This window comes from Chryseobacterium capnotolerans, assembly GCF_021278965.1.
In the GTDB taxonomy this organism is placed as follows: Bacteria; Bacteroidota; Bacteroidia; order Flavobacteriales; family Weeksellaceae; genus Chryseobacterium; species Chryseobacterium capnotolerans.
On the sequence record NZ_CP065589.1, the window covers coordinates 3,335,819 to 3,353,246 of the forward strand.

General features: G+C 34.7%; 18 protein-coding genes. 4 read left to right on the top strand and 14 right to left on the bottom strand.

Annotated elements, in window-relative coordinates:
* The first annotated feature begins 169 nt into the window (after window positions 1–169).
* Window positions 170–787, top strand: a complete 618-nt coding sequence (locus H5J24_RS15980) for a hypothetical protein (protein WP_068941952.1) — start codon at window positions 170–172, stop codon at window positions 785–787.
* Window positions 788–1,153: 366 nt separating this feature from the next.
* Here the strand turns inward: H5J24_RS15980 and H5J24_RS15985 are convergent, their stop codons facing one another.
* Window positions 1,154–1,645 (bottom strand): DoxX family protein, encoded by a 492-nt coding sequence (locus tag H5J24_RS15985; RefSeq protein WP_068941950.1) that lies wholly within the window; start codon window positions 1,643–1,645, stop codon window positions 1,154–1,156.
* Between the two features lie 669 nt (window positions 1,646–2,314).
* Here H5J24_RS15985 and H5J24_RS15990 point away from each other — a divergent pair.
* The gene (locus H5J24_RS15990; protein WP_082811101.1) at window positions 2,315–2,788 is read left to right on the top strand and encodes a DUF6438 domain-containing protein; all 474 of its coding nucleotides are present in this window, start codon (window positions 2,315–2,317) and stop codon (window positions 2,786–2,788) included.
* Window positions 2,789–3,116: 328 nt separating this feature from the next.
* Here H5J24_RS15990 and H5J24_RS15995 read toward each other — a convergent pair whose 3' ends face one another.
* Complete coding sequence (locus tag H5J24_RS15995; protein WP_096788285.1) at window positions 3,117–3,422, bottom strand: hypothetical protein; 306 nt, start codon at window positions 3,420–3,422, stop codon at window positions 3,117–3,119.
* Between the two features lie 631 nt (window positions 3,423–4,053).
* Between H5J24_RS15995 and H5J24_RS16000 the strand changes: the two genes are divergently transcribed.
* Both H5J24_RS16000 and H5J24_RS16005 read left to right on the top strand, forming a co-directional pair.
* On the top strand, window positions 4,054–4,851 hold the full coding sequence (locus H5J24_RS16000; RefSeq protein ID WP_068941942.1) for a helix-turn-helix transcriptional regulator: 798 nt from the start codon (window positions 4,054–4,056) through the stop codon (window positions 4,849–4,851).
* A 153-nt stretch (window positions 4,852–5,004) separates the two neighbouring features.
* A complete protein-coding gene (locus H5J24_RS16005) occupies window positions 5,005–5,460 on the top strand; it encodes a DUF6438 domain-containing protein (RefSeq protein ID WP_141395642.1) in 456 nt (151 codons plus the stop codon).
* Window positions 5,461–5,850: 390 nt separating this feature from the next.
* Here H5J24_RS16005 and H5J24_RS16010 read toward each other — a convergent pair whose 3' ends face one another.
* The 12 genes from H5J24_RS16010 to H5J24_RS16065 form a co-directional block, all read right to left on the bottom strand.
* The gene (locus H5J24_RS16010) at window positions 5,851–6,795 is read right to left on the bottom strand and encodes a hypothetical protein (protein ID WP_068941938.1); all 945 of its coding nucleotides are present in this window, start codon (window positions 6,793–6,795) and stop codon (window positions 5,851–5,853) included.
* Window positions 6,796–6,798: 3 nt separating this feature from the next.
* Entirely contained in the window at window positions 6,799–8,010 is a 1,212-nt protein-coding gene (locus tag H5J24_RS16015) for a DUF4280 domain-containing protein (protein ID WP_232816385.1), read from the bottom strand.
* A gap of 2 nt (window positions 8,011–8,012) precedes the next feature.
* Window positions 8,013–8,189: a hypothetical protein gene (locus H5J24_RS16020; RefSeq protein ID WP_232815674.1), complete on the bottom strand. Its 177-nt coding sequence runs from the start codon at window positions 8,187–8,189 to the stop codon at window positions 8,013–8,015.
* Window positions 8,177–8,881, bottom strand: a complete 705-nt coding sequence (locus tag H5J24_RS16025; RefSeq protein WP_141395641.1) for a hypothetical protein — start codon at window positions 8,879–8,881, stop codon at window positions 8,177–8,179. Before H5J24_RS16025 ends, H5J24_RS16020 begins: the two co-directional genes overlap by 13 nt.
* A 2-nt stretch (window positions 8,882–8,883) precedes the next feature.
* The gene (locus H5J24_RS16030) at window positions 8,884–10,716 is read right to left on the bottom strand and encodes a phospholipase effector Tle1 domain-containing protein (RefSeq protein WP_068941933.1); all 1,833 of its coding nucleotides are present in this window, start codon (window positions 10,714–10,716) and stop codon (window positions 8,884–8,886) included.
* Between the two features lie 10 nt (window positions 10,717–10,726).
* A complete protein-coding gene (locus H5J24_RS16035) occupies window positions 10,727–11,809 on the bottom strand; it encodes a DUF2931 family protein (protein WP_068941932.1) in 1,083 nt (360 codons plus the stop codon).
* Window positions 11,810–11,882: 73 nt separating this feature from the next.
* Window positions 11,883–12,182, bottom strand: a complete 300-nt coding sequence (locus tag H5J24_RS16040) for a hypothetical protein (protein WP_068941929.1) — start codon at window positions 12,180–12,182, stop codon at window positions 11,883–11,885.
* 4 nt (window positions 12,183–12,186) lie between these two features.
* Window positions 12,187–14,046, bottom strand: coding sequence for a type VI secretion system Vgr family protein (locus H5J24_RS16045; RefSeq protein WP_141395640.1), 1,860 nt, complete (start codon window positions 14,044–14,046; stop codon window positions 12,187–12,189).
* A 254-nt stretch (window positions 14,047–14,300) separates the two neighbouring features.
* A complete protein-coding gene (gene tssD / locus H5J24_RS16050; protein WP_068941927.1) occupies window positions 14,301–14,708 on the bottom strand; it encodes a type VI secretion system tube protein TssD in 408 nt (135 codons plus the stop codon).
* 210 nt (window positions 14,709–14,918) lie between these two features.
* Entirely contained in the window at window positions 14,919–15,614 is a 696-nt protein-coding gene (locus tag H5J24_RS16055; RefSeq protein ID WP_068941925.1) for a VIT1/CCC1 transporter family protein, read from the bottom strand.
* An 80-nt stretch (window positions 15,615–15,694) separates the two neighbouring features.
* Complete coding sequence (locus H5J24_RS16060; protein ID WP_232815676.1) at window positions 15,695–16,615, bottom strand: carbohydrate kinase family protein; 921 nt, start codon at window positions 16,613–16,615, stop codon at window positions 15,695–15,697.
* A gap of 61 nt (window positions 16,616–16,676) precedes the next feature.
* Window positions 16,677–17,402 carry a hypothetical protein gene (locus tag H5J24_RS16065; RefSeq protein WP_068941921.1) on the bottom strand — a complete coding sequence of 242 codons (726 nt, stop codon included), beginning with the start codon at window positions 17,400–17,402 and terminating at the stop codon, window positions 16,677–16,679.
* Window positions 17,403–17,428: the final 26 nt, after the last annotated feature.

Here is a 17,428-nt window from a genome sequence, read left to right on the forward strand (position 1 = left end):
TGACAATGAGATACAGATCACTATTAGTGAAAATTTTTGGGATAAAAAGGTATTATTTATTGAATTTGAAAATGATGTAGCAGTTTACTTGTCTGTCAGATACATTAGAAAAATAATACAATGCTTTAAATTATAACATCAATGATACATTATAAATAATAATTAAAACATGAAAAAACATTATATTATAGTAGTTCTATTTTTTTACTGTACAATATATGCACAGATAGGGATTAATATACAGAATCCTCAAGGAGCATTTCATATTGATGCTGGAAAAGATAACAACATAACAGGTGTTCCAACTTTATCACAGCAGATCAATGATATTGTGATTACATCAAACGGAAACTTTGGTATAGGTACAATTACCCCCAATAGTATATTACAGTTGAATGGATCATTATCTATGCCAGTAGTGGTTACAGATAAAAATTATACTCTTACAGATAGAGATTATTCAGTTATTTTCAATGGTCTTTCACAAGATGCGGCCAGTCATGTAATTTTTACCCTTCCAGAGCCATCCACTTGCAAAGGGCGTATCTATAAAATAACCTCATTAAACGGAGGAGCTAACGGTCATTATAATGGAGTATATCCTGACAATAATGAATATGGATTAGCTTTAAGTATCCCGATAATTTACGCAAAAGACGATGATGGAACAACTCGTTCTTCTACCAGTGTTTATAAAATTGGAAATGCAGTTGGGGGAACAAAAGGGTATGCTGATAGAATTACCATACAAAGTGATGGAAATAACTGGTACTGTATTGACTATTAACTGTAATATTACAATTGAAATTTATAAGCTTTACTACTCGATATAAAAGATCCCTCTAAGCTGAAACATACCAGCTAAGCTTCATTATCATTTTAATTGCCAGGACCTTCTCAATATTAATGAGAAGATAGAATAATGAAAACGATCTAGTATATATAAGCAAATCAATGTCAAAATAGAGGATTATTTAATTCTACGATTCTTTCCAAATCTTCCACTAAATGTTTCGATATCTCTTCTTATATGGGCACAAAAAACCACTGAAAATCAAATCATTTCAGATTTTTTTTACTTATTACATCAGTAAACTGTTAAGTTCAAAAAAAGACTGTCCTTTTAAGACAGCCTCTTTCAATAATTATTCACTTATTTGTCATGAATTTTCTTCCTTAATGTATCAATTCCAAATCCTGTGCATCCCTGAAACAGAAACAAGGTTAAAAACATCAGGTATAATGTCTGAGGCAGATAAAGGAAGTAACTCAGCCATGTAAAAGAGTCCATTTCATACATTCCTGTTTCTGGTTTAATAGGATTCAGCTCTTTAGGAATTGAATTCAGATCATGCGTGAATAAGGCCACCAATATAATAATGATTAAAAACACGGAACTTATTCGTGTCCAAAAACCCAGCATTAAAAATAGACCGAATATACATTCACAAAAAGCTGTGAAATTGGCAGTAAACTGCGGGAAAGGAAATCCTATATTGCTGATCGTATTCAACATATACCCCTGGAAAATAGGATGAAACAGCTTATTAAATCCTGCAATAAAGAAGAACAGGCCCATTAAAATCCTGCATATGATATAAATATTGGCACTGTTTTTTTCGAAGTTTGATATTATTTTTTTCATTTTAAAATTCTTTTTTGATTACCTCATCATGGATATATGATCTTACCATGATCTTTAGAAAGTCATGTACTCCTGAATGAGATGATTGTTGTATTGTCTGGAAAAAATATACTGTATAAGATACTTGCAATGGTACCTTATAAACAAAGTTAAATTTTAGGGGGAATCCAGATCGAATTAAAAAATGAACAATAAGGTGGATCATCATACAAAAAGAATCGATCACCGGATTTTTTACCCATAAATTTTTCAAATCCAAAAGAAGGAAAAGAAACCGTAAAAAAGAGTGAAAAACTTGAACAATAGTTGCTATTGCATTTTATGGGAGTTTTATTGTTTTCTTCAAGATAAATCCTGTTACATTTCTGATGAGAACCTTCTTGAAAACGTTGAAAAATATTTAAATCTATTGTGAAGCGTTTACTATCATCTGTTTTAAGAATAAACAAATGGGATAGTATTAAAAATAGACCTGCTATTCTTATATAGTACGATAAATCAGTGTATTTATAGGTAACCTGTCTTTCCACTGACACAAATATAGTAAAATATTAATGCCTAGTTTTTACAGATCAAGGTGGCTTTCATCATATCTGTTATTTGATTTCTTTTGTCTTCATCATATTATTGTATCTTTAAGCTCATTTTAACACCAACACAGATCACAGTATGAAATATTTCGTTTCATTTATTTTTCTTTTATTCGCTATTGTCTGCAACAGTCAGAAAAAAACAAATTCCAATAATTCCGTAGAAAAAATCATCATTACAAAGAATGACTGCATGACTGGGGACTGCCCTACGTATACGATCATAATTCATAAAAATGGTAAAGTTGAGCTGAATGCCCGAAGAAATATACCCAAGAACATGAATGGCGATTATACCTCAACGTTAGGTTACCTGGACTGGGAAGTGATCACTCACATGGATTTTACTGCGTTAAAGAAGACTTATGGAAACATTCAGTATGTTGACTTTCCCTCCACCGATCTTGAAATTTATTTTTCTAAAGGAAAACCTAAAAAAGTACACGATCATGATAATCAAGGGACTCCTGAACTGATAAAACTATATGAACATATAGATCTTCTCTTCATTAAACTGCGCTGGAAAAAAGTAAAAAGGCAAATACAATATTAATTTTTCCTAAAAATAATTACATAAAGAATTCCTGAGAGTTACATCAGGAATTTCAAAGTCTTGTTTATTATATATTCTTTCACTCATTAAAAAAATCATCATTTGTGTTTCAGATATTTAAAAGCGCAGAGATTAAGAAAAGGAAATAAAGCAGACAGTACCATTAACACCTTATCTACTCTATTTAAAAATATTCCTATTCTTAAAACTCTGCTTGATACTACACTTCTAAAAAATCCTGTTAATGTTCTTATTTTATATCGTTTTTTTAAGTATAAGGCGGGAACTGGGGTTAGAAAGTAAAGATTACTTATTTTGTGTTTTTTTTTTATTGTTCCCGCCTAGAACCAACACATATTATTTCTATAATTAAGGACAAGCGATCAGTTGTAGGGTTAGTATTACTGTTCCCATTCAGATTCCATTTCAAATTTCCTAAAACGTCCTGTCCCCACTGAGAACCATTATAACCAGAAAACTTATTAATGGGAGCCGTTTCATAAATCAATAACCCGTTTGCAGGATTGCTTATTGCATTTCGTTGTACTGTTGTCAAACGTGGCAAAAGAACACCTTTAGATGTAGAGTTCACCTCCAGCATAGAAGAAGGGTCCGGAGGCTGTACTAATGCCAACTTGAGCACTCAAAGTGCCTGATATCAGCAGGTACTGCATTATGTACTATTGTTTGTGTTTTTATCATACTCCTTATTGTGTTTTTAATTTTTACAAATCGAGCTTAGTTCTTATCATTAAATATATCTTGATATCATTGTACTCCTGCCAACAATTAGATTCAGAATAACGATTTTCATTGCTATGAGAAAAGTGTATCATGGTTATAGTTCTATATCATCAGATGGCATACTTTACAAGTCATTACCTCTGAATACCATCTACATCTCTTATTGCAAAATTCTAGTGACAAGAAAAAATCTTTAGAATATTTAAAATACTGTAATGAAAAGAAAGGCTTCGTTCATAATTTTATTTGTGTTTTTAAAGAAAAGTAACTCAATCATTGTGATGACAAAATTATTGTTCACAGACAGAAAAAAAAATGACAGATATCTGTCATTTTTCGTTAAATTTATTTTACAAAAAACATGGAGAATACAAAATTTATGGTTATTCAGGAGGATTATATTGTAAAAATTGATTTGAATGATTCTATAACAAAGAATAAAATCGCTCACTATCAAATATTTATAAATTTCATGTATGCATAAAGATTTTGGTTATTGTTCTGTAAAAAATTAAAGCACAATGAAAAATAAAATTAATCCAATAGATCGTGATAAATTTTACAATTACTTTTTTGTTAAGAAGGATAAAGAAATAACTGATTATCTTACTTTTTACTCGGCAACCATTGAAAGCATTAAGAACCTCGCAATCAGCCCTTACTTTTGGTTTATTACGCATAATACGGAAATGAAAACCAAAATTTTAAGTGATAATATAGAATATTTTACCCCTTTTAACAAAGAAGAATGGCTGGATTCGGATACTGATTTTTTTATCAATCTTTTTCATCCTGAAGACCGATTTCATCTTATGGGAGCTTTTGAATTTTCAGCTAGGATGATCTTTATGATGGATGAAGACAAGAAAAAACACATTCGTTTCAATTTCTACGGGAGAATGCTGGATAAAAATAATAATTACCGCTGGATACTTCTCCAATCACCTCTACAATACAGAAATATTAATAACGAAATAGAAAGTTCGCTGGTTGTTATTTATGATCTTTCTCATTTCCATATTCATAATCAACCCTTATTATCCATTATGGATTTTAGTAATAATGAGGTGCAATATTTTAAACATATCGAACAAAATATTAAACAGATTGAAGTGGAAAAACCTGTTATCACAAAACGGGAAAAAGAAATTCTGAGATTAATGGCAACAGGACTTAATTCTCCTGAAATAGCCTCTTCCCTTTTTATTTCCTATCATACAGTAGAAAATCATAAAAGAAATTTACGCAAAAAAACCAATACCAAAACGTCTTCAGAGCTTATTGCTTTTACGATGACACACAGTCTTTTACTTATTTAGAGATGCACTTGTTGGGATTGATACTTAAAAATGATTTTCGATTCTCTAAAAATAACAGATATCTGTCATTTCATATCTATTATTTTCTTTGGAAATTGCATCCGTGATCTATTCAGCCAGAATAGATAGATAATAAACAACCTCAATTATAGTATGAAATATATTGTTTCATTAATCTTTATTTTATTGATTAATGCTTGTAGCAGTCATAAAAATATGAATTCCTCTTCTGCAGCAGAAAAAATAACCATCACCAAAAATCCATGTTATGGATATTGCCCGGAATACACCTTTGTTATTCAAAATAATAAAACAGTTCTGCTAAATGCCAGAGGTAATATGAAAAACAATTTAAAGGGTAGTTATAGTGCTGTTATAACAAAAGATAAACTAGATGCTATCAAAGCTTTAGATTTCACATCAATGAAAGATTCTTACGGAGATCATGGGATTTCCGATCTGTCATCTACTAATATTGAAGTTAGTTTTTCAGAGAAAGAACCAAAGAAAATATATGATTATGGCAACCATGGAACTCCTGAACTTGAAAAATTGTATCAGCAGATAGACCAACTTATTGATACGTTACAATGGGTAAAAATTAAATAACCTGGGCTCAGGATAAGGAGGATAAGGATGAATGGCTAAAAGACTGGATCATACCACTACTGGGAAGAGTCATAAATACGGTCTAAAAAAGTGAATACAAAAGTAACTGTTATCCTTTATAAATTCCATGATTTCAAACTTCCATATTCTAGCCTTTTCAAAGTGTACTGTTCAGGGATTAAGAAATATTGCATGTTTTTATGATCAAATTTTTATATCGATTTTCTACTTTTCCCTAAAAAACATGGATATTCTGACCTGAAACCAAGCCCTTGACATTTAATAATATCAAGGGTTTATTTCTCAGAAAATGAACTTTAGAATACGTCTTATTTAAAACAGAGCTGAAAGACATTATTCCAATCTGAATATCATTTTTCCTTTATAAAGCTATTTTGATGAAATGATATTCGAAATGCTCTCAGAAGTGAGCATAAATTCTTTGGAAGGGAAATTCTTATAAGAAATTTGTTTAGTTTCATACCTGGTTTCTTTGCCTAATCCTACCTGAAATGAAGTTACCTTTTCATCATACCTGTTTGTGTTGGTATCGATCAGCATTTCTCGATCTGTAATAAGCCGGCTTTCAATGTTGGTGTGTTTTGTATATTTAAAAATACCTTTATTGGCAGACACCAGTTTTTTTTCTATTTCCTGATCGCCTTCTGTGGATTCTTTTAAAAGATTCTGCAATATCCCGGCTTTATTATAGGTGAATTTAATATTCCATTTGTCAAGGTAGTCATTAGCCTGGCTCCTGTAAGATTCCATATAACCTTTGATTATTCTGAAATCTTTATGTTTATATTTTCCATAGGATGAAATATATTTTAAATCATCAAGGCCGTATCCTGTCAGAAAATCCTCCAGAAAGTCGATCAGATCAGAAATATTCAGATCTTCACCAACATTTTTCTGTAAATATTTGTAGTAGGAATCATTCAGATAAAAGATATCCTTATCCCCAATTGCTATTTTTCTTTCTTTATCATCAAACGCAATGGTAAGTTTTGTGTTGTACCCTTCATTTTTATAATTCAGCAAAAGCAATTTCTGATTTTTTGTTAAAATACAAATATTGGGAGCTTTCTTTTCTGACAGCTGAGAATCATTAAAACCATAGAAAGCTATGCTGTCTTTTTTAGGGTTTGAAATATAAATAAGATGCTTCAGACTTACCTGATCATCTTTACTGATTTTTCTGTCATCAACATATTCTCCTTTATCGATAGTTTTGTTGACAATTTGCGTTATTGAATAGGATTTAGGTACCTGAGCACAGGCATTGACATGAAATATGCCAAGGATAAGCAATACATATACTAAATTTCTCATCGATTAAATTTTTACTTTTTTCCAAAATATCGTATATCCGGCAACACGGGTTGCTTCTAAGCCAAAAGACTGCTTCGTGGCATTCTTATAGTAAAAATTCCCTGTCGTCCAATAGTCTTCTTTTGCAAAATCCGCATTAGGAATAGCATACACTGCTTTATTTTTTTCTTTTACGACTTTGTGGGTATGGTTACCTTTATCACACTTATCATCATGAATTGAGTTGTATGCTAAAGTTGAGCCTCTTCTTCCTGTTACTTTACCAACGAAAGAATCGTACAGGCTTTTACTGATTTTAATATAGTCATATTCATCAAATTTATTATGACCGTATTTGGTTTTACTATCGGGCTTTAAATCTGTGTCAATTCCCCAGGCCAGGAAGTCTTCTCCATCCCATTGTGTAGCATTATCGGTAGGATCATTTTTTACCTCATCCACGTCTCTTAGAAGAGCATCAATGGCGCCTGCTCTTGAATGTAAGGAAATGGTATCTTTTTCAGAGGTTTTCATTTCAACTTTATCTTTGGCATCCACACTGGAGTAACTTGAGTTTAATAATTCGAACATTGTTTTGCCAACTCTTTTTGCTTCGTTGTAGTTGGTGTGTGCTATATAAAGATATTCTTCTTTTTCGGATGACAGTCCTTCATGTTTAATAATATTACATACCTTCTGGAACTCACTGTGTTCAATCTTCAGTTTTTTAGGGCTTTTGTAAACATCTTCTTCTGAGCCTTTTCCTTCACAGGCATAGACATCTGTCTCTTTTCCTATTTTCTGTCCTTTTACGCTACCCTCAAAAGTTCCATTATAATTATAAAAGTTACCGTTGATCTTTTCTTTTGATTCCGGTACAGGGGCTCCCACGGCGTCTACACTTTCCGGCTGATGGATCTGTCCGCTATCCGTAATGGTAATATCGACGCCTCCATAGGTACAGGGAATAGTACTTTTCTGCAGTAACACTGGCTGTTCCTGAGACAGATAGGTTCCCACATCTTTCCAGTCTCTTACATTCATAACAGCGGTACAGGGAACGGCTGCATTGGGACTTTTTTTACAGTTTCCTAAAAAAACAAGGCTCTTGGGCCCCCTCTCTTTTATGGTAGCCGTTTTCTTATCTTGTATGGTAGGGGTATCATAATTCACCTTCATGGTCCCTTTGGGATTGGTACACAATACACATTCCAAAGTAGCGGTATCTATGACCACTTTCAATCCATCATCGGTATTATCTTTTTTTCGTTTTCTGCACGCTTTTCCTCCATCTTCTTGCTGTTGGCCACTCTCATCTCCTCACTATCCTGTGGAGTACTCTGTGACTGAGCTTGCGGGGCAGGAGTCTGGTTCTGGGCTTCCGGCGCGACTCCTTCTTTATCTAATATATCCATAGCAATGAATGTTTTAAATGAATATTGTGCTTTTTAATTTCTATAAAACCTTCTTCATACTGATCTCCTTTGCAGGTAAATACGCCTCTGAAATCACTGATGTCAGTATGTTCCAGATTTTGAGCAGAAATCTTTAAAACCATTTGATCTCCTACTTTCACGGGAGTCATTATTTCTGTAAACCCTTCTGCTGATTCTCTTTTTCTTTTTGTTTCAAAGGATCGTAACAACCCGTTAAAAAGCAATCCAAACATTTTATAACTTCCAAGAAAGTCAATCAGGTTAGCCTCATCTTCAAGCAAGCTGGCTATCCGACTGAAATAATTATCAATAGCCTCTCCTTTATGGGTTTTTGATAATTCATTTTGAATTTTAAGCCACCTCATCCGCAAGAAAAGTAAATTATCTACCCCCATTATATTTCCTTCATCATCGACTCTGCATTCTATTTCATCAAATAAATAGCTTATTTTTTTTATAAATTTCCCCATGGCATCTTCATCATCAGAAAAATCAAATTCTACCACCAAAAGCTGAAACCGATATTCTTCCTTTACTTTTCCAAGGTAGTAAACCTCAACCTGCCTGGCATAGCTTTTTGTGATATTGTAGGCAGGATTTTTCTGTTCGGTTACAATGGTTTCCAACCTGTACATTTTCTGATGGAAGTTCTGCAATATATTGGGTATCATATTTAATATATTCTTCTTTGATAATCATTATTGGGATCCATTCCCATCCAGTCTCTGTTGGCCGACCAGTGAAGGTATTGCTTACGCATAATCCGTAATAAAGTTTGCGGATGATAAGCGGTAACCGTCACTTCTTCCAATGTTGTCGTTTTCATTTTATTCCCGTTTTCATCCAGCTTCTCTTCAGGAGGTTCTTGCGAATCAGGTTCCTGTACAGGCTCAGGATGTAACAGCCTTTGTAATGCTTTCTCCTGTTTTTCTTTTTCAACCTGTTCATCTGATTTGAAATCCCATTTACCATCATTCTCAAATACATAGCCATGTAAAAGATCTTTTGCATGAGGCAAATATTTATCATTTTCTATGGAAAAAGTAGTCTCTGTTTTCGTCATTAACTGATGATCATACAGATTTTCCCCATGTTCTTCCATAAAATGCAGAGGGATATAGCTATATTCTTTCCTTAGAAATCGGGTTCCGGTTATTTTACGGTACACACCTCCCAAGGTAAGGACATTCAGGAAACTATTATTGATTTCGATCTGATCATCATCAAACCAAGACTCATCAATCAGTTGTTGTCTCCGTTTATTGAGGAACCATACGGGTTTGTGATTGGAAGTTTCTATTTCATCCACTTTCTCTGTTCCGTTCTCATAAGCACCACCAATATCGCAGTGTACTCCGGGAAATTCTTTTTCAATACTTCCCGGAAACTTCGTTAATGAAAAATTTTCCCGGTGCTCATTGGCTGCAGTAAAATGAACAGCCTTAAAGTAAGGTCCCGGATTTTTGAGCTGTAACTGCTCTACATCATCTCCAAAATTGTATTTAGGTCCTAAAGCAGAATGCTTCATTCCTTCCCATCCTATACGTCTGAGCCCTCCCATATCACCAAATTCTTCATAAGAAGATACCGTATCATACACCCCGATAAAACGAACATCAAGATCTAAGTCTTCAAGTTGCTGCTCAGATAAAACTTTTTTACTTAAAAGATAATATCCCAGAAAACCAAATTTTGGAAGTTTACCATCTTTGATATATTTCGGATCTACTTCAATATTATCTTTATCTATCCAGATATCTCCATATTCAGGAATCGCTGCCGGACCATAAGGAGAATTAACCTGAGTATATCCTATGATCTTTCTAGATTTTTTGATCTCAACATCTTTGGGTCTTTTATTTCCATTGATTTCATAAGCAAAATTTCTTGCTGCAGCAGCTCCACGACTAAACCCAAAAGTATCAATGGTAATTTTCATTAATTTTACTTTACCATTTGTCTCAGCAATAAGTTTTTTAATGCGTTCAGCGGTCATTTCACACCCTTTCCTCACTTTCCCCCGCACTCCGGTTTTACCGGACCCATATTGAAATCCATCATCTACATCCCTGTTATTATCCAGTGTTCCAATTCCTTCTACATAGACACCATACGTTGTCTGTTGACAACATTTATACATTCTGGCAACATTGGTATAATCGTTACTAAAACTATTATCAACTCCCTTTTTATCCAACCATCCCTGATGGCTAGATTTAAGATACTGATGATATTCAGAATTATCATCCAGCATCTTTTTCTTTTGCAGTCTTTCATATTCTTTTTCCTGTAAGATTCTTGTCTCTTTAATTGCCTTTTCTTTCTCCTTGATCTGATCATCCGTATCAGTACTGTTCATTTTATTCTTTCCATCCCTGTACTCCATCCTCAATTCGCTGTTTTTCAGATTATTCAGAGTACCATCAAAGAATACTCCGAATTCCAGATACAGCTCATCTAGAGGAGTTTTAGGATTGCCCGTGTTGTATACAAAAGTTTTTCCCATAGTTTTGTTTTTAGAAAACCTCTACTTTATCAGTCTTTATAAAGGCTTCTTTACCATTTTCACCTCTTAGCTTTATTGTGAAATAGCTGTTAGCCTCATTAACCTTAACGATAATGTCCGCCTTAGTTGAATCAGGATCATCACCAAACACTGCTTTAAAAGCTTCCAAACCTGAGTTTTCATTCAGGTCACAATGAGCACCGTACATTTTATGATCCGCTCCTATATAGTCAAAAACAATCCTTACCGGGATGGCTCTTTGTTCATTTATAGCCAATATATTTTTTGCCGTGTCAAATTGTTCTTTTTCTCCATTCATTGTAGATATCTTAACATTGACTAATGAATTGAGCTTGGCATTTTCCGGCAGCTCGAAAACAGGTTTCCAGCTGTATCGGATTCTATAAGTATCCCATAAACCAAATGGAATAGCTTTTCCTTTATTTTTTTCTCTTACCTCTGCAGGAATAACCTTACCATTATTAAATACATCATCAAGGTAATCTTTCCTCCAGAAACGGTTCTGATGGCTATCCAACTGGGCAATTTCCGATTCCGGAATGGTTACTTTTTTAGCCTGATACCTTCCTACTTCCTTCTGAACTCCAACGCCTGCTATCCAAACTACGACTACACCTCCGGGAGCCATTCCAACGCCAATTTCATCATAATTTAAATGCTCTGTCTCACCACTTCCATTTGTCACTTTTGTTTCATACCCTTTACTGAAGTATTCTTTAATTTTAGCAGTATCAATGGTAGTATCAATCATATAAAACTGATTTTCCATATAAGATATCCATACAAAATCCAGTCGGGAAGGAAGACTTTTAAAACCATTTCCCATCCCATGGTTGATTGAGCCCCAGGTGCCATTTCCAGGGATCACCCCAAAGCCTAAACTTACCCATTCTCCACCTTCACATTCTATCCCTCCTTTATATACTTCCATCGGATATCCCAGAGGAGCAGAAGTTCCTTCAGTCCATTCATATTTTGTCATAGTTTCAGTTTTTTTAGGAGCTTTTTTTTCCTGACACGATATCTGGGTAAAAAATAAAAAGCTTAATAGATATTTTAATATTTTATTCATTCTTACAATCTTATAAAGTAATTATGTCCTCTATTGCCATACATAATTAATTCTTACACAACAATTTCTGTTTTCAAGAGCATAATCGGGGAACTATAATCAACAGGATCACGGATATGATGATAAAACCTATCCCCCCTGAATAGATACCGAATACTGTAAAATCACCTATTCCTTTTTTCTTCTTCTGAGCTGCTATTATAAATGGCAGAAAAAACAATACGGGCAGAAAAGCACCGCAGAGCCACACAGCCAGCCAGCCGCAATCACCGTCACCATACCCGTTAAGATCCATAACACTTAATGTAATGATACCAGTGAGGATGACAAAAACTACAGATAAGAACAGAGCAATAAGTCCTTTTTTCAACATAAACTTATCCTTTATTCACTTTGGCATCTATTTTCCCTAACATTTTAGCCACTCCCGAGCTTTGTAACAAAATGTCGCCATTCTTTGCTTTGTGAGTGGTTGTGGAAGTAGTTTCTTTTAAATCACCCGTTACATTGATGGTTTTATTTTCATTAATGGTCTGCTTATAATTTTTGGAAGTAAATTTATGATTGTTAATGATAGTAACAGCATTATCATTCCCAACGCTTGTCTTCATATCTTTACCAACATTGATGGTAAGATTTTCTCCTGCATTAAAAGTCATATTCTTCGGTGCAGTTACTATAATATTCCCTGCTCCATCCATAAAATAGGTATTTCCGCTCGGGTCAAGAATCGTTACGCTTTTCTCATCATCATTCATCAGTACTTTGATTCCGCTTTTGGTCTGGATAGATCGCATATGATTGTTGATCCCGCCACCCAGAGCTGTTCCTCCATGGAACATTCCTCCCATTACGAAAGGGCGATCCGGATGGTTATGAACAAAACCTACCATCACCTGATCTCCTACTTCGGGAATGGCAACATAGCCTCTGTTCTGGGTAACCTGGCCTGTTCCTCCTGCATCAGGGGTCATCATCCGTATAAAATTGGTAGTATCATGCAACTGCCAGTCAAATTTTACGGTAATTCTTCCCTGATTCAACGGGTCCGTATTGGAGATCACAGTAGCGATCTGCGGCTGTGCAATAGGAACAGTAAAATCCGGTGTAGGAATATATCCTGTATCAGAAGCAATGGCTTCAAACCTTCCGGAATAATGTCCCAAAGCATCTACTTCGTGAAGCACTTCTGTCATCATGAGTTTGGTAAAATAGGAAGTTTTATTGGTGTCTGTTTTCCGCATATTGATATCTGCAACGCATCCCGGATATAAAAACGGAATAGTGGTTCCTCCGGAAACAGTAAAAACTTCTACAGCCTTACTTCCTGCCGTACTGGTTTGAGAAATTACGACATCCATATCAGTTGCTGCTTTGATAGGTGCTACCTGTAATGATGGGGTTTTAAATATCCCGTCGTTATTTTTATATGCAGTTTTTGCCAGATTGCCAACATGTTTTATAGGGGTATCCCCTGAAGTAAGCTTAGCATTGGAACTGCTGTTATAGCCATAGAAATGGGGCTTGATATGTACTGCTTTTAGTTCTACATTTACATCGGAGACATTACTTCCATAGATAAGCTCCAGGGCTTTATTCTGCGGAGGCATATTTCCGAAATGCAAAACTTCACCGTCATAATAGAACTGTTCTCCGTAAGCTTCTGCCATTCTGCAGAGATAATTGTAATGCGTTTCGTTATACTGGGCACTGTAAAGGATCTGTGAAGATGCCTTAGCATTTATGCTGACATCAAATTTACTATTTTCTATTCCCTGTTTGATCACGTCTGTGGCAATGATCCCCATATTAACGGGTTTTTCTCCGCCAAAACTTTGGGTATGAGGAGCTCCGTCCAGTAAGATTGTAGGGCTGTGCCCTTTTAAAACGATATTTCCAAGGCTATGGTTTTCCTGGCTGAACCCTACTTTTGTAATGACTCCCACAAAAGTTCTTTCCGGGCTTCCCTCTACATCTTTATATTTAAATACTACCGTTAGACGTTTTCCTAAAAACTGTTGAGCTTCCTCCAGGTCATGATTTTGTGCTCCTCCTAAAGTATCATGGGCCAGTGTCAGTTCAAATTCATGATGTTTTTTTACGCTTTGCTGCAAACGGAAATGTTTGAAGTGCTTTATCATTTTGCCTTCAATCACAATATCCAGCTTCACCACACGGTTGATTCCAGGAATATGATTCTCCGAAATCTTTTCGGAATTCGAGATATTTTTATTCATATTATGTAAGGTGTTTGGTAAGGTTCTATTAAAAAAAATACATTCAAAAATAGCAGACCTTTATATAAAGTTATAAATTTTTCACAATATAAAGCGTATTTTCAATACTTTATTCTTTAAATCACAATCGTTAACAAAATAATTTTCGCATTTCTATTTGATACTATAAAAAATGATCAGAGCCAAAAAAACAGAACAGTATCTATTGTACTATTCTGTTTTATATGTAATTCATTTTTTAATAGGCCTGATTCTTACGCTGTAGGCCAAGCACCATGGTAAGAAGAATTTCCTAGATCAATTTGTTCTGCACTTACGACAAAAGTGATATACATACTGTTTTCATCCACGGCATCGAAGTCTACTTCGTGCTGGATCACATATCCATTCTGCCACTTTAATGTCGTTAATGTTCCTTCTTCGTGAGATTTATTGAAAGTAATTTCTCCCACTGTAGGTTTGTACTTTCCATTCAGTAAGCTTTCAAGAATGTCTGATTTTTCTGTAGCTTCAACTGTAATTTTGATAAGAGCATTAGAAGGATCTGATGCTACACGTCCTGAAACGTCTGTAGATCTTGATACGCTGTAATTAAGCTTTAATAGTTTTTGTCCTTCTCCGTTGTTGAATTTTAAAATTCCTCTTGAATTTCTTTCTGCCATGATCGTAAATTTTAATCGTTAATATTTTGTGATTTGTTGTTTTATATCACCAAATATAGATCTAATTACAAGAGTACCCTACAATCTGACAAGAAATTTCAAAAAGTGTAGTAATACTACGACTAACACTTGTTAGGTTTTATACACACTGAAAATCATCAACTTATCACACATCCTCTTTCTAATACTGTATTAGAAACTTATGTCGTATCAGGATACATTTACTCCGAAAAGATGTCCTACCAAAGCGGTAATTCCCATAGCAACAGTTCCCCAGAAACAGATTCTCAGCACAGCAATTTTAATACTTGAGCCACCCGCCCGAGCAGAAATTGCCCCTAAAAGCATCAGAAATATAATGGAAAAGCCATATTGAAAATATACCATCTGTTTAATAGGGGCTAAAAGTGAAACTGTAAATGGCAATAATGCACCTACTGCAAAAGAACCAAATGATGCAATAGCAGCCTGTAGAGGTTTTGCCTGGGTAATTTCATTAATTCCTAGCTCATCACGGGCATGGGCTTCCAGTGCATTGTGTTCTGTAAGCTCAATGGCAACTTGCATAGCTGTTTCTTTCGTACACCCTCTTTTTTCATATACTTTAGCCAATTCTCGTAGTTCTATTTCCGGCATTTCTTCAAGTTCCCGTTTCTCCCTCATCAGATCTGCTTTTTCAGTGTCCTCTTGTGAACTTACCGAGACGTATTCTCCGGCAGCCATAGACATTGCTCCAGCAATCATTCCTGCCAGAGCAGCCAGAATGATGATGTGCCTTTCCGGTTCTGCAGCAGCGACCCCAATGACTATACTTGTAGTAGATAATAATCCGTCGTTAGCCCCCAAAACAGCTGCCCGAAGCCAGCCTACTCTGTTTACATAATGTTTCTCCAGCTGATGATGCATATCTTTTTATTTTGATGGTAGGCTAAAGTTACCAAATGTTTCATCAAGAATCATTTTAAATTATTATGCTTTTTTACATCTCAGCTTAAAGAAGATAAAGGATATTGGGCTTTGAACTTAATAAAATCTTCTAGAGCATATTCCGGGCAGGCACCTTCCTGCGAGGTAATAAATGCACCAAGAGAAACAGCCTGAACCATGGCTTCATGAACAGAGCTTCCTGTTGCTAATCTTTTGGAAAGGAATCCTGCTAAAAATGAATCTCCACTCCCCACAGTATCTTTTATGGTAACGGGGATTGTTGGATACAAATAAAAATCATCGTTATTAGCATAAAGAGCTCCCTTACTTCCTTTGGAAATAATGATTTCTTCTAGATCAAACTTATCCTGCAGATATTTTATACCATCCTCTTCATTAGTGTAAGCTTTCCCTAAAAAATCCAGCATCATTCGCATTTCTGCTTTATTGAATTTGGCAAGATGAGTTTTATGAAGTAAATCTTTAATCATCCGTACTTCATAATAAGGCTCCCTGATATTGATATCAAGAACATTATAACTACTGATTTCAAGCAATTCAAATAATGTTTTTCTTGTTTTTTCGTTACGTGCTGCCAGTGTTCCGAATACTAATGCATCTGTAGAGTTGATAATTTCCCGATTTTCCGCAGTTGCTCCGATAAAATCCCACGCAACTCCTTCTACAATATCATAATGTGCATCATTATTTTCATCTACAGTAGCAATTACAGTACTTGTTGGATGTTGATCATTTATTTGAACATGGTCCGTAGGAATATTCCAGCTTTTCATTTTTTTCAGCAAATCGTATCCAAGCTGGTCATCTCCTACGCTGCTTATCATATTAACGTCCATCCCCATTTTAGAAAGGTGATAAGCTACATTAAAAGGAGCACCTCCTATTCTTTTTTGTTCTCCGGGAAAAATATCCCATAGAATTTCTCCAAAACAGACTGCTTTATTGTTTTTATCTTCCATTATATAAAAGTAATTAAATGTATTGAGTTTATAAAAGTTTAATCTTTTGAATTGTATTGGCTTAGAATGAATAGGCCTGTACAGAAAACTGAAGAAATGCATTATTGTTGACAGGGTTCCACATTCCCCATAGGCCGATAGGAATTTTATATCCCTGAATGGTAAAATTTTTTGAAACCATAAGGCTTATCTCATTGAAACCCGATTTTTTAGCAAAAAAATTATTCTCTTCGCTACTATTGTCCAATGCAAAGCCATATCCTACTCTGCCCCGGACTGCAAGGTCATTTTTTTTATACACGGGATATTCTCCGGAAACAAAGGAGGAATATTTGTTCTCTGTATTTTCAATGTTTCGGTCTCTTCCGAAAACTACGGTATTCCAACTGAGTATTAAAGGAAATTGATCACTTATGGTATAATAGGATCTCAGATCCCAAAAACGTCCGGTTTGCCGCGCGGAATAATTAAAAAATTCTTTATTATTATAAGCAGCTTCAGGCGAAAAGTTATAAATATCCCATAATTCTAAAACAAGATGCTTATTCTTATATCCTATATAGTTATTAAATTCTTTATAAGAACCATCCACATTACCACCCGCCCAGAATCCTGCATAAAAATGTTTGTAGTCCAAATGTAAATCTCCTGTATAGATAAATCCTGATGAGACTTCAATTCCACGCCATAAATGACTGTTTCGAAGCTGTAATGCTGAATGTATTTCCTGTGCCTTTAAAAAGGATACCAGAGTACAGGAAAAAAGTAGTAAATAGATTTTTAACATGATCAAAGTATTTTTTAAAGGTTATA